Consider the following 15,641-nt stretch of genomic DNA (forward strand, 5'->3'; position numbering starts at 1 on the left):
CAAAACTCCTTGTTAGATCTTCCTTCGATAAACGCGATGATTTTTATACTCAATGCCATTCAAATTCTTTAGGTCCGCGCGCATTTGCTCAGTGGTTTCTGCAACCTGCGTCATTTCAACATGGACAAATTGCTGGAATTCAAGCAAGGTTTTTCCCATCGCATAATAAAGCAAAGCATTGCCACCATGACCTTGATAATGAGGCAATATCCCCATCCCATTAACCGCAACAGTATTAGCCCGGCGCATTTCCGACAGGATGTCGAACAGACCCAGCGGAAATAATCCTCCTTTGGCACGTTGAAGCGCGGCAGACACATCATGAAACGCAAAAAGAAAACCAACCACATCCTCACCATGTGTAATAATCTTGATCAAGCGATAATCTGCGATGGTCATAATATTTTGGACCACAAAATCGATCTCGCGCTGCGTCAGTGGATAATATTCCCAGTTATTGACGAAGGCGTTGTTGTAGGCTATCCCAATCCGATCTGCCCAGGAGAGTAATTCTTTTTTATTCTTGAATTTTTTTACTTCCAGATGTCCGCGCTGGATAACGCGCTCCGCGATCTTCTCCACACGCTCAGGAATTTTGAATTTATCCACTGGTAGATAACACGAAACAAAATCAACCTCCTTCTCAAATCCCTGCGCTTCCACAAGCTGCTGATAATAGGCGTGGTTGTAGTTGAGCATGGTCATGGTTTGACGATGCACATGGCCAAGTGTCAAAATTCCATAGCCATCGAGCGGACCCATCCCTTTTGGGCCGACGATCGTATCCAGGCCGCGCTTCTTTGCCCAATCGGCCGCTACGTTAAATAAAGCGGCGGCAGCTTCCTTATCATTCTCGCATTCAAACAGATAAAAATCGGCTTTTCGGGTGTGGTGATAATTATTGAATGGCTTATTTTCAATAACCGCGATCCGCCCAATGTCAGAGCTATCACGCACAGCCAGGAAAAATTCCACATCCGAATGTTCGTGAAAAGGGTGCTTCTTTCTGTTTAATTGATTATATGCATCAATATTCAAAGGCGGAACCCATTGCACGCAGCCGGCGTAAATTCGATATGGTAGTTCCACAAAACGTTTCACTTGCTTCTTGTTATCGGTATTCACTTTTTCGATACTAAGCATGAACGCCTCCATGATTTATTCACCAGTATATACCCAAACATTATAAGAAAGTCACGCGGCAAGAAGAAAACCCATCAGCCTTGAACATTGTTTGGAGTGTGCCGGCAAACCAAAAGTACGGTTTGAAAGACAGCTATTCATCCTGCTAAAGGCGTATAATTCTTGTCCATGCTATACTTGCAAAATCCCATACCTTCGAGGTCTTATGTCTAATAAATCGCATCAAGAATCGCTGGAGAAATACGCCGAAGCCATAGTCAAAGTCGGTCTGAATATTCGCACCGGACAACGGCTGATCATTAATTTAGCCGCCACCCGCGGCGTGCCGCATCAGTTCGCTCCGTTGGTACGTGAAGTTGCCAAAGCTGCTTATAGAGTCGGCGCAAGATATGTGGATGTGATCTGGGGTGATGAAGAAATGCTGCGGTTGCGCGCCCAATATGCGCCACGCGATTCGTTCGATGAGTATTCCACCTGGCAAATAGACGCGGTCATGAGAATGGTAGAGAAAGGCGACGCACTGCTCTCCATTACAGGATCCGACCCTGACCTGCTGGGTGGATTGGACCCCGAAATACTGGGCATGATGCAAAAGACCCATCTGCAGCAATTCAGCAGGGTCAGTGAAAAAGTGAGCGCGAATGCAATCAACTGGTGTGTTGTAGCAGCAGCAGGCGAAGGGTGGGCGAAGAAAGTTTTCCCAGAACTTGCACCTGAAAAAGCGCAGGAAAAATTGTGGGAGGCGATCTTTGAGACCACTCGCATTAACCGGCCTGACCCGATCGCAGCCTGGCAGGAACATATCCTTAACCTACGCGGACGCGCAAAATATTTACAGGCCAAACAATATACCGCCCTGCATTACTCAGCACCTGGCACTGACTTTACGCTTGGCTTGCCAAACGGACATATTTGGGTCAGTGCGCAGTCCCTTGCGCAAAACGGCATAGCTTTCACAGCCAACATGCCCACCGAAGAAGTCTTCACTCTCCCAGATCGAAACCGCGCCGACGGCGTCATAAAATCCACATATCCATTGAGCTATGGCGGCACATTGATAGACGATTTCCAGGTCACTTTTGAAAAAGGACGTATAACAAAAGTCAGCGCGCAGAAAGGCGAAAGTGTTTTGCAGAAACTGGTGGATACGGATGAAGGTTCGCATCGTCTTGGTGAAGTTGCGCTCGTCACGGCCAGTTCCCCGATAGCACAGCGCGGACATCTTTTCTACAATACGCTATACGACGAGAACGCATCCTGTCATATCGCGATCGGACGGGCGTACCGCTTCACTCTAACGGGTGGAACGGAGTTGACAGACGAAGAATTTACGGCCGCTGGCGGCAACGTCAGCTTAAATCATGTTGACTTTATGATCGGTTCCCCTACAATGGATATTGACGGCATCAAACAAGACGGCGCCAGTGAACCCGTGATGCGCAAAGGGGAATGGGCCTTTAAACTCTAACCAATCTAACACTTTTCGCCTCTTTGAATGAAAAGTATTTTTATCGATCATCAGCAATAGGAGGAATTATGGAAAACCAAGAATTTGAAAAAATGCTTGAAAAATATGCCGATGTTGTAGTGAAAGTCGGGTTGAATTTAAGAAAAGGGCAGAAGTTATCAATTCGCGCGATCATTGAGGATGCACCTTTTATTAGAAAAGTAACAGAAAGCGCGTACAAGGCAGGCGCAAAATATGTGGATGTTTTATGGGTGGACGAACGCCTGACACGTATCCGCTTTGAACATGCAGACCCGGAATCACTCACCGAAACCCCAAATTGGATATACTCACGCTTTGAAGAGCATTACCAAAATGGGGAGGCAGAGCTGGCTGTCGCTTCATCTGATCCAGACCTACTTTTTGGGATCACTCCAGAACTGATCGCGAGGGAACGAAAAGCGCGAGCGCAAAAATTTGAACCGCTTAGAAAATATGCGAATGTGTCCAATTGGTGCGTGGTCGCCACAGCCTCGCCGGCCTGGGCAAGAAAAGTATTCCCGGGGATTTCCACAGATGAAGCACAATCCAAACTATGGGATGCCATCTTCAACGCCTGCCGCATCGACCTGCTAGACCCAGTCCAAGAGTGGAAGAATCACGCCAGTAAATTAGCCAAATACAAAGATTATCTTTCAGTCAAACATTACGACGCACTGCATTATCTGGCTCCAGGCACAGACTTGACTGTTGGACTGCCCGATAAGCACCTATGGCAAGGCGCGGAAGCCTCATTCAAAAATGGGATCACCTGCACAGTGAACATCCCAACCGAAGAAGTATTCACCCTGCCGCACAAGGATCGCGTGGACGGGATCGTTACTGCCACCCGCCCGCTCAATCTATCCGGGACGATGATCGAAGACTTTAGTTTGACTTTTGAAAACGGGCGCGCAGTTAAAGTGACCGCGAAAAAGGGCGGGGAAGATTTCCGCAAACTGATCGACACTGATGAAAATGCCTGTCGTTTGGGTGAGGCTGCGCTTGTGCCAAACAGTTCCCCGATCAGTCAGCGCGGGCATCTCTTCTATAACACCTTGTTTGATGAGAACGCTTCATGTCACCTCGCGGTTGGAAATGCATATCGCGATACGCTGGAGAACGGTATAGACATGACAGACGAGGAATTTCAATCTCAAGGCGGCAATAAGAGCCTTATCCATACCGATTTCATGATCGGATCGGAGCACATGGATATTGACGGAATTCAAAGAGACGGCACACGTGAACCGATCATGCGCAAAGGTGAATGGGCGTTCGAGGTGTAGTCCATAATTTGCCGAAGGTCAAAAAAAGTCCCGTTGACGCGGGGCTTTTTTGTCATTTTGTGCGATAATCATCTGGAATTTTCAACTCAGGAGATACAAAATGCCAGTAAAGCCGAAGCTCAATACGGACGAAATCTTAAAAGCAGAATACAACTATATAGCGAATACTGTTTTTCAAGCAAACGAAGACCGATCACGGGTCGCTTCGTTCTATTTTGTCACAGTCGGCTCTCTTGTTGCGGCTATTCTTAGCGCGCTATTTTCAGCTGATAATCTAAGAAACATATCTGCTGCTTTTTCAGGTTTATTTTTTGTACTCACGATCCTTGGCTCCTTGACCCTGGCACAACTTGCGCGTCTTCGAGCCGCATGGCATGAATCTGTCGAAGCCATGAATGAAATCAAGGATTTTTACATCAAGCAGCATGAGGAAATCGAGCCAGCCTTTAAGTGGAGATTGAAAACTCTTCCTCCCACAGACAAACCCTATAGCATTGCCAACTTGATGGCTATTGAAGTGGCATTAATGAGCGCCATCACCAGCACCACTTCGCTTTATTTTCTTCTGACAATACTTGGTGATATTATGTGGTGGAGTTGGTTGATCTTGAGCGCCGCTCTGATCATTGGTTACATCGCCCAATGGGCCTGGTACAAGCATTTATTAGTCGACAATCAATAACAGGATAAAACAACGTGTCCCGCGATTACAAAAATCAATCTCCCACCGCATTTCAACGCAGACAACATCTACAGAAGGATGACTCCTGGATACGCGCCTTTCTTATTAATGCTCAGACAGGTCATCTTGCCACAAGCGTGAATGACCAACCCTTCCTCAACCCGACAACTTTTTGGTATGACGAAGAAAACCATCAAGTCGTTTTTCACTCCAATATTACGGGAAGAGTCCGCTCGAATATCGAGAGCAACCCAAAAGTCAGCTTGGAAGCGAGCGAATTGGGCAGAATGCTTCCATCCAATGTAGCGATTGAATTCTCGCTGCAATATCGAAGCGTCATCCTCTTTGGGACCGCCAGAGTGGTGACCGATCCTGAAGAAGCGAAAAAACTATTATATGGTTTGATCTCCAAATATTTTCCAGGCATGACTGCCGGCAAGGAATACCGCGAGATCACAGACAAGGAATTACGCGCCACCTCAGTATACGCAATCAAGATCGAGGAATGGAGCGGCAAGGAAAATTGGGATAAACGTGCAGAGCAATCTGATGAATGGCCTGCGCTTGATGAAAAATGGTTTATATAAGAGGAGCTTCACATGTCCGATGAAAAAGTCCACTCAGAGGAGTTTCGTATCAGCGGCGAGGAATTGATCGCAAAAATCAAACAGCTTTTCCATGAAGGCAATATTCGCCGCATCATTATCAAAGACAAGGACGGGAAAACAGTGATGGAGATCCCCTTGTCAATTGGCGTAGTAGGTGTTTTGCTCGCGCCTACCCTTGCGGCTGTCGGCGCCATTGCCGCCCTGCTCACAGAAGCGACCGTAGTCGTGGAAAAAACCGAATAGCAGGTTTTCTGAAAGAACTAATCCTTCACAAGCAAAAGATTCCCCAAGAGCATTCTGGCTGAAACTCAAGTTTCACAGAATGCTCTTTGATACAATCATTCCATGTTGCAAAAAGTCAAAAATCTATACAACGAATATCCACAACAATATTGGGTGATGATCGCAGGAGTGGTCATCAGCACCGCCGGCGGAAGCATGATCTGGCCCTTCCTGTTGATCTATGCAAGCGCAAAGTTGAACATGCCATTAAGCACTGTGGCGACGCTTATTTCGATCAACGCCGGCACCGGGCTGCTTTCATCATTTCTGGCCGGCACACTGGCAGACAAGGTCGGCCGTAAAGTGGTGATGAATTTCAGCCTTACCCTTAGCGGCATCGTATACTTTTTCTTGATGCGGGCAGAGACATACCCGCAATTTGTGATCTTGATGATCCTGGTTGGGCTTTCCAATCCGCTTTATCAGGTCGGCGCAGATGCCATGCTCGCAGATATGATCCCATCAGAAAAACGGACGGATGCGTACGCGGTCAGCCGCATTGCAAACAACGCGGCCTTCGCGCTTGGCCCGGCAGTTGGCGGATTCCTCGCAGCAAGCTCCTACAACCTTGCCTTCTATGGTGCTGCAATCGGCTACCTGATCTATAGTCTGCTTCTTTTTTTTCTGGCGCGTGAGACCTTGGAAAAACAAAAGGCATCTGCAACTCAAATGATCGGCCAAGAGGCTAAAGGCCAAGATGGATACGCGCAAGTTTTTCGCGACAAGGGATATGTCTTTTTTGTATCACTCACCAGTATCGGCTTGATCGCTCCAAGCATCCTGTGGATCCTTATGCCGGTCTACACCAATACCAACTTCGGCATCCCTGAAAATTTATACGGCTGGATCCCCACCACGAATGCGCTGATGTGTGTTGTGATTCAATACCCGGTCACACAACTCACGCGTCATTACAAAACCCTGCCTGTCACAGCACTTGGAATGTTGATCTACGCCCTGGGAGTTGGCTCTGTGGCTTTGATGAGCGGATTTAATGGATTTTGGTTGAGTATGGTCATCCTGACATTTGGCGAACTGGTTGTTGTTCCTACCGCCAGTAAATATGTTGCGGACATTGCGCCGGCCAACTTACGCGGAAGATATATGAGTGTTTACTGGCTTGGATGGGGTCTTGCGCGCATGTTAGCCCCATTAATTGGCGGATTCCTAAACGATGCCATCGCACCGCGTGCGATCTGGATCGGAGGACTCATCATTGGGCTGATCAGTGTCACTGGCTTGACCATGCTTTCACTACCTCGTCGCCGCCCTTCTGAGCCACTATCCGATCATCACTAACCTGCTCCCCGCAGACTGCAAAAATAATCGCAAGAAATATTATCCCCCGGCTACCTTGGCGGTTGCGGCAGAGCGGGTATGCACATCCAATTTTTCAAAGACCGCTTTCAAATGCCGTTTGACCGTATTGGTAGTGATGAATAATTTCTCTGCGATCTCCTTGTTGGTCAGTCCTTGAGCCAGCAGATCCAGCACTTCGCGTTCTCGAGCTGTCAAAGCGTTCAATTCACTGGACGATTTTAATCTTGTTTCATCAACCACACGGCGAAATACAGCACGATCAAAGGCCTGCTTTTGGATGTAGGCAGAGATGGCATATTCCGAATATATCCGCTGAATTTCTTCCGTCTCTGTGATACCACTGACAACAATGGTGGGAATATTTTCAGATCGCGTGGTACCGAGCAATTGATAGCCGTCTTGATTCGAATTATCGACAGAATTTCCCAGTGACAGGTCGATGACCGCCAGTGTAAATCTTTCTTTGTGAAGATAACCAAAGGCATCGCCAAACCCAGCGCATGAGCGGACTTGGAAGCCTGCCTCTGTCAACAACTCTTCCAGGATGCTTCTCCAGCCTGCATCATCTTCGACGATCAATGCTTTTTCAAGGGGAGATTTCTGCAGGTCAGAGGCATCTTTCACAGCGGCGGGAGATGATCCAACAATTCCAGAAGCAGGCGCGGGCGCGGAAAGATACGGCGGACTGACGAGGATCCTGTACACAATGTCGCGGAACTGACTACGGTGAAAACTCTCCTTGCGAAGAAATGTAAAAGCGCCATAGTCCGTGAGCGCTGTGACTGCCAGTTCAACCGTGGCAAAACCAGTTAATAGGATAGCGCGGCAGTTAGGATCGAGGCGGCGGATGGAATCCAATACGCGCAGGCCGTCAACATTATTGTGATCGTTTGGCGAAAGTGAAAGATCAACAACAGCGAGGCGATGCGGTTGGGATTTAAGAATAAGCGCAGCTTCATCCACATTACTGGCAACATCCACTTCAAGACCGCAATCCGAAAGTATTTCGCCAAGAATTTGCTGCCATGAATTATCGTCATCGACTACGAGCGCGCGAAGGGCTTGCGTTATCATGATGAATTCTCCGCGCGCGGCAAACGCAAAATAAAAGTTGCGCCATGTTGACCATCGCTCTCGACCATCACAGAGCCGCCGAGACGCGTCATTAAAGTTTTTACCCACCAAAGACCAAAGCCCAATTTACCGGGTTGGGCGCCAGTACGCGCAGAAAAATTCAATTCGAAAATTTGGTTGTGTAACCCTGGTGGAATACCCGGTCCATTATCAATGACCGAGATCTCCACCCACTTATCTCCAGCCTGTCCGCGAATATTTATCACACCGTTCCCATTCATGACAGCATCGGCATTCTCAATTAAATTTTTGAAGACAAAGGCAAGGCTTGGCCCGCCAGCAACGACCATCGGCAAAGCATCCAAGCCATCCACGTCAACAAAAAGAGTCGGCGATATTTGCAAACTTCGAATTGCATCGGAGACGCAGACAGCGATGCGAATTTTTTCCATGCGAATAGGGCGTAAATGCGAAAGATTCTCCTGCACGATCTGCATGGCTTCCATTGCGCTGCGTTCGATCTCGTTCAGGCTTTTTGTCAGATAAGAATCATTCTCAAGTACCTGGCGATATTTATCCTGAATACCCTGAACGCGCACAGGGATGATGCCAACTTTATTGTTCATATTGTGCAATAAATTTGCGGAAATATCCCCAACTGCAGCGAATGTCTCTGCAGTCCAATGCTGCTCCTGTGATGTGCGCAAGGCCTGTTGATGTGACTCGTTCTGGACGGCGAGCACTGCGTAATTTGCAAGACACGCCAGCACTTTTTTATCCCACTCGGAATTGGCACTTCTCGCTTCGCGCCCGCCCATGTCTGGGTAGACCACCCCAAACATTCCCAATGCCTTTGCATTATCGCCCGTCATCAACGGCAGGGTCAACATATTCGGCAAATTCATTTTTAAAACCTTATTTTGGATTTCGCCATTTGACGAGACCAGCTGTAATTGCCCCTGCTCGTCATCCAGCCAGATCGCGCTTGCCGATGAGTTAAGCAGATCGCTCGCCATCACGCAAAGTTGATCCAGCACCTTCGAACTCGGCTGTGAAATCAATAATTGTGCTGCTCCCTGCAAGGCATCCAGCAGGCGCACTTCTTGAATCGCCGTGATGGCGTAGGCGGACAGCGATTGCAACATGTGGCTGTCATCCTCTGAAAACGCGCCAACATGCGGACTTTCCAAATTCAGGACACCTTCCAATCGTCCACTTGAATTAACGAGGGGCACAGCCAATTCGGACAGCATTTTCAGGCCAGAATCCAATGGATAATAAATTTGCAGCCACGGCTCCACGCGTAAATCCGGGATCAGCACAGGTTGTCTTGTGCGCGCTACATGAGCCATCACGCTATTACCATTCAATGGCATTTTATCAATTAGCGGCTTATCCATGTGACTGCCGCCCACGGCGCTGGTGATCAAGAACTCTCCGCTCTTATCCAGCAAACGAAATATCCCATAACGGGCATTGGTCACTTCGAGAGCCAATTGCAAAATGGATTCAAGCGTTTCCTTCAAACGCAAACGCGAGGAGATAATAAGTCCCGCACGGTGCAGGCGGCTTAGCTCATCCTCTTTGCGGGCAAGGTCACGGTGGACACCCATCAGACGCCGTGCGTGATAAATAGCCATGGCCGCCTGATTGACAAAGTTATCCAACATCAATTGTTCGATCTTTGTGAATTCGCGTTTCTCGTATAAATATATATACAAAATCCCCACAGTCTGTTCGGCGACGATCAATGGAAAACAGCCAACCGCATTCACACCTGAAGCTGCATAATACGGATGAGCCTCGATATCATGCTCTTCGTAGGATAATGTCCTGCGCCTACGCTGTATCGTTCGTACCCCGATCCCGTTGGGACGCGGCGCATCGTCCGTATAGACTGGGTTTGCAGGTAGGGCATGTCCCTCCGCGTGAGCGGACACACGCGACTCCGCCTCAAACCTGCCCGTGGATTGGTCATAGATATAGATCACAGCCGACGAACCGGGCACAACCCGAATAGCGCTCTCCACAATTAATTGCAAGCTAATGCCACTATTGTTCATATCACCCGGACCAATGTGGTTGATCGCATCACTGATCTGGTTAAGGCTCGCAAGCACTTCAAGCAATTTCGTTTCGTTTATTTCGGGAGAGATCGGATTGGTTTCCATTAAATTGATTCTAACTTATATACAAGGGAAAAAAGATTCTGCCCCACTCGTTAAATCAAACTTTGCGCGGTTTGCAGACCAAGTTGAATGGCAAAATAGACCATGGCGGCTCCGCAGGTGATATTAATCCAACGGAAGAAATTGTTTGTCATCCATTGTTTGCCCCAAGCGACGAGACTCGCCATTACAAAACACCATAGGATCGCGCCAGCCAGAAAACCAGCGAAGAATACAAAAAAATGAATCGGTTGCGGCCCGCCTGTAATGGAAGCAAAGACGGTCGTGCCGAGACCTGTCCAGAAAACAATGTTGAGCGGATTTCCAAGGGAGAGAAATGCGCCGCTGGCAAAATCTCCATGCACAGATGTGGACTCGGAAGTGCTCAGTCCATTACCGTGACGGGCATCTTTGAAAGCATCCCATGCAAGTTTGGACATCAGTAAGATGCCGATCAAGCTAAGAATGGTTTTGGCAATCGGGTTTTGAATGAGAAACGCCAGCCCGGTCAGCGCGATGATCGCCCAGGTTGTGTCACCTACGAGGGAGCCGAATTGAACATACAAGGCCGGGGTAAAACCACGGGCAGAACCGCGGCGAACCGTCTCAGCGGTGATAATGCCAGGCGGAGCGCAGAAGGAGATTGCGAGAACGAATGAGGAGATAAAGAGTGTAGTGTGCATGGCTATTTTGGGTTAAAAGGAGCGGGTTACCCCAACCCCTATCGTGTGAGAATAAGGCGACAGCTGGTTACAGGCCTATTGGTCTGCAACCAGCTGTCAGTGTCTGCGAAGCGTGAAGCGGCTTACAGTCTGTTAGGCGTCAAAGTACATGACGTATTCGTGCGGGGTTGGGCGCAGACGAATAGCATCCACTTCATAGGTGCGCTTGTACTTGATGTACTCTTCGAGCAGGTCAGGAGTGAAGACGCCGCCCTTGAGCAGGAATTCATGATCGGCTTCGAGAGCATCGAGCACTTCGCTGAGGCTGGAAGGAACCTGTTTGATGAGCTTCTTCTCTTCAGCGGGCAATTCGTACAGATCGCGGTCCTGAGGTTGACCGGGATCAATCTTATTCAAGATACCATCAAGACCAGCCATGAGGATAGCAGAGAACGCGAGATAGGGATTGCTTGTAGCATCTGGCGCGCGGAACTCGACACGCTTTGCCTTGGAGCTTTTGTTCGCAGGAATGCGGCAGATGGCCGAGCGATTGCGCTGGGAGTAAGCGATGTTGACAGGTGCTTCGTAACCAGGCACGAGGCGGCGATATGAGTTGGTGGTCGGCGAAGTCAGGGCGAGCAACGCAGGAGCATGCTTAAGCAAACCGCCGATGTAATAAATGGCAGTTTGGGAAAGACCCGCATAACCCTTTTCATCAAAGAAGACGTTTTTGCCGTCCTTCCAAAGCGAGGAGTGAACATGCATACCGGAGCCGTTATCACCAAAGATGGGTTTGGGCATAAAGGTAACGGTTTTGCCGTTCTGGCGGGCAACGTTCTTGATAACGTATTTGTAAAGCAGAAGATCATCAGCCATGCGCGTGAGCGTGGTGAAGTGCATGGACATTTCGCTCTGACCAGCGGTGGCGACTTCGTGGTGATGCAAGTCCATTGCGACGCCGGCGGCTTGCATGGCAAGCATAAATTTGTTGCGGAGTTCCTGAAGGGTGTCGGTCGGGGAGGTTGGGAAATAACCGCGTTTCGGCTGGATCTGTCCCCCAAAACCGCCTTCGCGGTTGCTGCTCCACCAGGCTTCTTCCGATGCGATGGAGAAGGATGATTCATGCGGAGTTGATGTGTAGCGAATGCCGTCGAAGACGAAGAACTCCGCCTCAGGTGCGAAATAAGCTGTTTCCGCGAGACCCGTGCTTTTTAAGTACGCTTCGGCTTTTTGTGCCACGTAACGCGCATCGCGTGAATAAGGTTCTTCAGTGAATGGGTCGAAGACGTTGCAGGAAATCACCAAGGTGGGAGTGATGGCTGTGGGGTCAATAAAGGCGGTATCAGGATCAGCCTTGAGGAGCATGTCTGATTCGTGAATTTCCTGAAAGCCGCGAATGGACGAGCCGTCAAAGGGAATACCTTCATTGAAGAAATCCTCTGTCAGACGCTGAACTGGCATGGTGAAATGCTGCCAGGTACCAGGTAAGTCAATGAAGCGCAGGTCCACAACCTGAACGCCTTTTGCCAATTCCAAAACTTCTTTAATTGTCTTTGCCATGATTGTCTTTCTCCTTACAATGAATTAATTTATTTTGTTGACGGCATTATAGAGGCAGGGTAATGGGTAAGTCTATTACCCAAACGGGTACTTAAAAAATAAAGTGGATGGAAGCACCCATCCACTTTATTTTTCCCTTTCAGGGACTTGCTAAGGAGAGAGCAACAGCCCAGGACAAGGCTGAAACTTCTTAATCATTTGCCACATCTCGAGCGTGGTCACAAAACAGAAATTCTTTATATTTCTTATTGTATGTTTTTGAAGCAATATAACCATTCCCCATTTGGGTGAATTTAAAAATATACACCACCCGAGCTGGTGTCATCACCAAGGCTAACGCAGCAACAAAGCCTTTCTGATCAACGACAAAAACCGCCTGCGCCACGCAGGTAATTTCAAAGCCGCCCTGACATACTCCAAGGCATTCAGCGAAAAATAGTTGGCTTTGGATTTATCAGAAACCAAAATCAGAAACGCAAACCCCAGGTGTTGACTAGACAAATTACCAGAGGTAAAATGACGGCTGTTTCAAACAGGAATACATTATGCCCATATATAAATTTCTCATCCACACCAAAAATAATGATCCGAGAACGGCTGGGTATTTAAACAATGCTTACGCGCTTGGGTTCCGGCATTTGCAAAGCATCACCGTTCAGGAACTCTACTTTATCGAGGGCCGACTGTCGCATGAAGAGTTGCAGCAGTTGGCTCTCAAACTTTTAACTGACCCGGTGACTCAATCAGGTACATGGACAGAATTACCTGCGCGCCTCCCCCCTTCCGAAACTGATGCTGTTATTCTGGAAGTTGCCCTTCGGCCCGGCGTGACCGACCCTGTCGCTGAGCAAATTGTCCGCGCTTCACATGAGATCGGAATTCCAGGAATCCAACGCGCGGCGACCGGGCAGCGTTTTCTTTTAAGATTTGATAAAACTTCAGACCAGATTTCAACAACGCAATCGATTGCCAAAAGCTTACTCGCCAACAATATCATTCAACATTGGAGCATTGATGAAATTGCGCCATCCTTTCCACAGGAAATTGAATCAAGCGGAGCCGTGGAAACAATTCCCATTCGTTCCCTGACATTTAATGAACTACTCGATCTCTCCAAAGAGCGGCGCGCCGCGTTAGATCTGGCAGAGATGCAAGCGATTCAGGATTATTTCGTAAGAGAAGAGCGCGACCCGACCGATGTTGAGTTTGAGACCATCGCTCAAACATGGAGCGAACACTGCGTACACAAAACATTCAAAGCGAAAATAACTCTTGACGACGGAAAAGTCATCGATTCGTTGATAAAAACATATCTCAAATCCGCAACGGAAAAGATCAATGCTCCTTGGGTTATTTCAGCATTTGTCGATAACGCCGGGATCATTGACTTTGACGATGAATTCGAGATCTCCTTCAAAGCAGAAACTCACAACCATCCGTCAGCGGTGGAACCCTTTGGCGGCGCGAACACAGGTGTCGGCGGAGTCATACGCGATATTCTCGGCGTTTCTGCAAAACCTATCGCAAATACAGATATCCTATGTTTTGGTCCGCTGGACACGAATCAAAATTCATTACCCGAAGGTGTTTTGCACCCACGCCGCATGCAATCAGGGGTCGTTGCAGGTGTGCAGGATTACGGGAATAAAATTGGCATACCCACCGTTAATGGCGCGATTCTTTATGACGAAGGCTACACAGCCAATCCACTCGTCTTTTGCGGTTGTGTAGGTATCGCCCCCAAAGGTAAACACAAAAAGAATCCTCAAACCGGCGATCGAGTCATCGTGATTGGCGGTCGGACGGGACGCGACGGATTGCGCGGCGCGACATTCTCCTCCATGATGATGGACGCGCAAACGGGTGAAGTCTCAGGCGCATCGGTACAGATTGGCGACCCGATCACCGAAAAAGGCCTGATCGATGTCATTGTTCGCGCAAGAGATTTGGGCTTATACAATGACATCACGGACTGTGGCGCGGGCGGCCTCTCTTCCGCAGTTGGCGAGATGGCATCTAAGCTTGGTTGTGATGTAGAGTTGACCAAAGTCCGCTTGAAGTATCCCGGTCTTGCCCCATGGGAGATATGGCTCTCCGAAGCGCAGGAGCGCATGGTGCTGGCAGTGTCGCCAGAAAAAATTTCAGATTTACAAAAACTGTGCGACACCTTCGATACCGAACTGACTGACATAGGCGCATTCACTGGTGACGATCGTCTCGTTGTCCGCTATGATGAAAAGATCATTGTGAATATGGATAATGATTTTTTACATGAAGGTCTTCCACAGAGACAACTAAAAGCGGTCATTACCAATCAACCGTCTGAAACAAAAAACGCCATTCGTCCCACGCAAACCGGAAATATTAAAGAGAGTCTACTTTCCCTCCTATCCTCGCCCAACATCGCCAGCAAAGCCTCCATCATCCGAATCTACGATCACGAAGTACAGGGCGGCACAGTGATAAAGCCGCTGACTGGGATCGAGGCGGATGCTCCCTCCGACGCGGCGGCCATCAAACCAATTGGAACACGCGGCAAAAAAGGGATTGTGCTCTCCAACGGCATCAATCCCGGATACGGCAAACACAATGCCTATAAAATGGCCTGGTGTGTGGTGGATGAGGCCGTTCGCAACGCTGTCGCAGTTGGTGCAGATCCAGATCATATCGCCATCCTCGATAATTTTTGCTGGGGGGATCCGCTTCGTCCAGAAACGCTTGGTTCGCTCGTTGAAGCCTGTCGCGGCTGTCACGACGCAGCCCTGTTCTATGGCACACCTTTCATCAGTGGTAAAGACTCGCTCAACAACGAATATATCGGCGCGGATAACTTGCGTCATTCAATTCCACCCACTTTGCTTATCTCCGCAATTGGCGTCATAGAAGATATTACTCAAACGATCACGATGGATTTAAAAGATGCGGGCAACTTCATTTATCTTATAGGCGAATTTCCCGCCGAGCAAAAACCTGTTCCAGATGTCCCAACTTCCACCCTGCAAACCTATCGTGCTTTGCACCAAGTCATACGGAACGGCTATGTCCGTTCCGCCCACGATCTTAGCGAGGGCGGTCTCACTGTTGCTGCTGCAGAGATGTGCATCGGCGGACGTCTCGGCATGGAACTAAATATTGAAACCTCAGGCCTATTCAGCGAAGTCAATGGATGCCTTCTCCTTGAAGTCTCACCATTAAACGTATCCGCCTTTGAAAAACAATTCGCCGACTTACCCTGCAAAAAAATCGGCACAGTCATTGCAGCTCCTATCCTTAAAATCGCTTTTGAAGAAATTCTCGTAGAGGAACTTGTGCATGCGTTCAATATTCACCTTTCATAATTCACGCGAAACGTTCACTCATTGCTGCC

At 48.6% G+C, this 15,641-nt stretch carries 13 protein-coding genes; 7 read left to right on the forward strand and 6 right to left on the reverse strand.

Going from position 1 to position 15,641, the window contains the following annotated elements:
* Window positions 1–12: 12 nt before the first annotated feature.
* The gene (locus IPL17_RS13840) at window positions 13–1,143 is read right to left on the reverse strand and encodes a hypothetical protein (protein WP_345307668.1); all 1,131 of its coding nucleotides are present in this window, start codon (window positions 1,141–1,143) and stop codon (window positions 13–15) included.
* A 205-nt stretch (window positions 1,144–1,348) separates the two neighbouring features.
* Here IPL17_RS13840 and IPL17_RS13845 point away from each other — a divergent pair, with 205 nt between their 5' ends.
* The 6 genes from IPL17_RS13845 (at window position 1,349) to IPL17_RS13870 (ending at window position 6,789) form a co-directional block, all read left to right on the forward strand.
* A complete protein-coding gene (locus tag IPL17_RS13845) occupies window positions 1,349–2,611 on the forward strand; it encodes an aminopeptidase (protein WP_345307669.1) in 1,263 nt (420 codons plus the stop codon).
* Between the two features lie 68 nt (window positions 2,612–2,679).
* Entirely contained in the window at window positions 2,680–3,918 is a 1,239-nt protein-coding gene (locus IPL17_RS13850) for an aminopeptidase (protein ID WP_345307670.1), read from the forward strand.
* Between the two features lie 100 nt (window positions 3,919–4,018).
* A complete protein-coding gene (locus tag IPL17_RS13855; protein ID WP_345307671.1) occupies window positions 4,019–4,600 on the forward strand; it encodes a hypothetical protein in 582 nt (193 codons plus the stop codon).
* Window positions 4,601–4,614: 14 nt separating this feature from the next.
* Window positions 4,615–5,187 carry a pyridoxamine 5'-phosphate oxidase family protein gene (locus IPL17_RS13860; protein WP_345307672.1) on the forward strand — a complete coding sequence of 191 codons (573 nt, stop codon included), beginning with the start codon at window positions 4,615–4,617 and terminating at the stop codon, window positions 5,185–5,187.
* A 12-nt stretch (window positions 5,188–5,199) separates the two neighbouring features.
* Window positions 5,200–5,451 (forward strand): DUF4342 domain-containing protein, encoded by a 252-nt coding sequence (locus IPL17_RS13865; RefSeq protein WP_345307673.1) that lies wholly within the window; start codon window positions 5,200–5,202, stop codon window positions 5,449–5,451.
* Window positions 5,452–5,553: 102 nt separating this feature from the next.
* Window positions 5,554–6,789, forward strand: a complete 1,236-nt coding sequence (locus IPL17_RS13870) for an MFS transporter (RefSeq protein ID WP_345307674.1) — start codon at window positions 5,554–5,556, stop codon at window positions 6,787–6,789.
* A 39-nt stretch (window positions 6,790–6,828) separates the two neighbouring features.
* On the opposite strand, the gene IPL17_RS13875 is transcribed toward IPL17_RS13870, so the two are convergent.
* From IPL17_RS13875 to IPL17_RS13895, 5 genes are all read right to left on the reverse strand, one after another.
* Window positions 6,829–7,884 (reverse strand): DNA-binding response regulator, encoded by a 1,056-nt coding sequence (locus IPL17_RS13875; protein ID WP_345307675.1) that lies wholly within the window; start codon window positions 7,882–7,884, stop codon window positions 6,829–6,831.
* On the reverse strand, window positions 7,881–10,055 hold the full coding sequence (locus IPL17_RS13880) for a GAF domain-containing protein (RefSeq protein WP_345307676.1): 2,175 nt from the start codon (window positions 10,053–10,055) through the stop codon (window positions 7,881–7,883). The genes IPL17_RS13875 and IPL17_RS13880 overlap by 4 nt, the downstream gene beginning before the upstream one ends.
* 50 nt (window positions 10,056–10,105) lie before the next feature.
* Window positions 10,106–10,735 (reverse strand): LysE family transporter, encoded by a 630-nt coding sequence (locus IPL17_RS13885; protein ID WP_345307677.1) that lies wholly within the window; start codon window positions 10,733–10,735, stop codon window positions 10,106–10,108.
* Between the two features lie 132 nt (window positions 10,736–10,867).
* A complete protein-coding gene (gene glnA / locus IPL17_RS13890; protein WP_345307678.1) occupies window positions 10,868–12,274 on the reverse strand; it encodes a type I glutamate--ammonia ligase in 1,407 nt (468 codons plus the stop codon).
* A gap of 190 nt (window positions 12,275–12,464) precedes the next feature.
* Window positions 12,465–12,659, reverse strand: a complete 195-nt coding sequence (locus IPL17_RS13895) for a hypothetical protein (protein ID WP_345307679.1) — start codon at window positions 12,657–12,659, stop codon at window positions 12,465–12,467.
* 160 nt (window positions 12,660–12,819) lie between these two features.
* Between IPL17_RS13895 and purL the strand changes: the two genes are divergently transcribed.
* Entirely contained in the window at window positions 12,820–15,612 is a 2,793-nt protein-coding gene (purL, locus tag IPL17_RS13900) for a phosphoribosylformylglycinamidine synthase subunit PurL (protein WP_345307680.1), read from the forward strand.
* Window positions 15,613–15,641: the final 29 nt, after the last annotated feature.

The organism is Candidatus Villigracilis saccharophilus, from assembly GCF_016711665.1.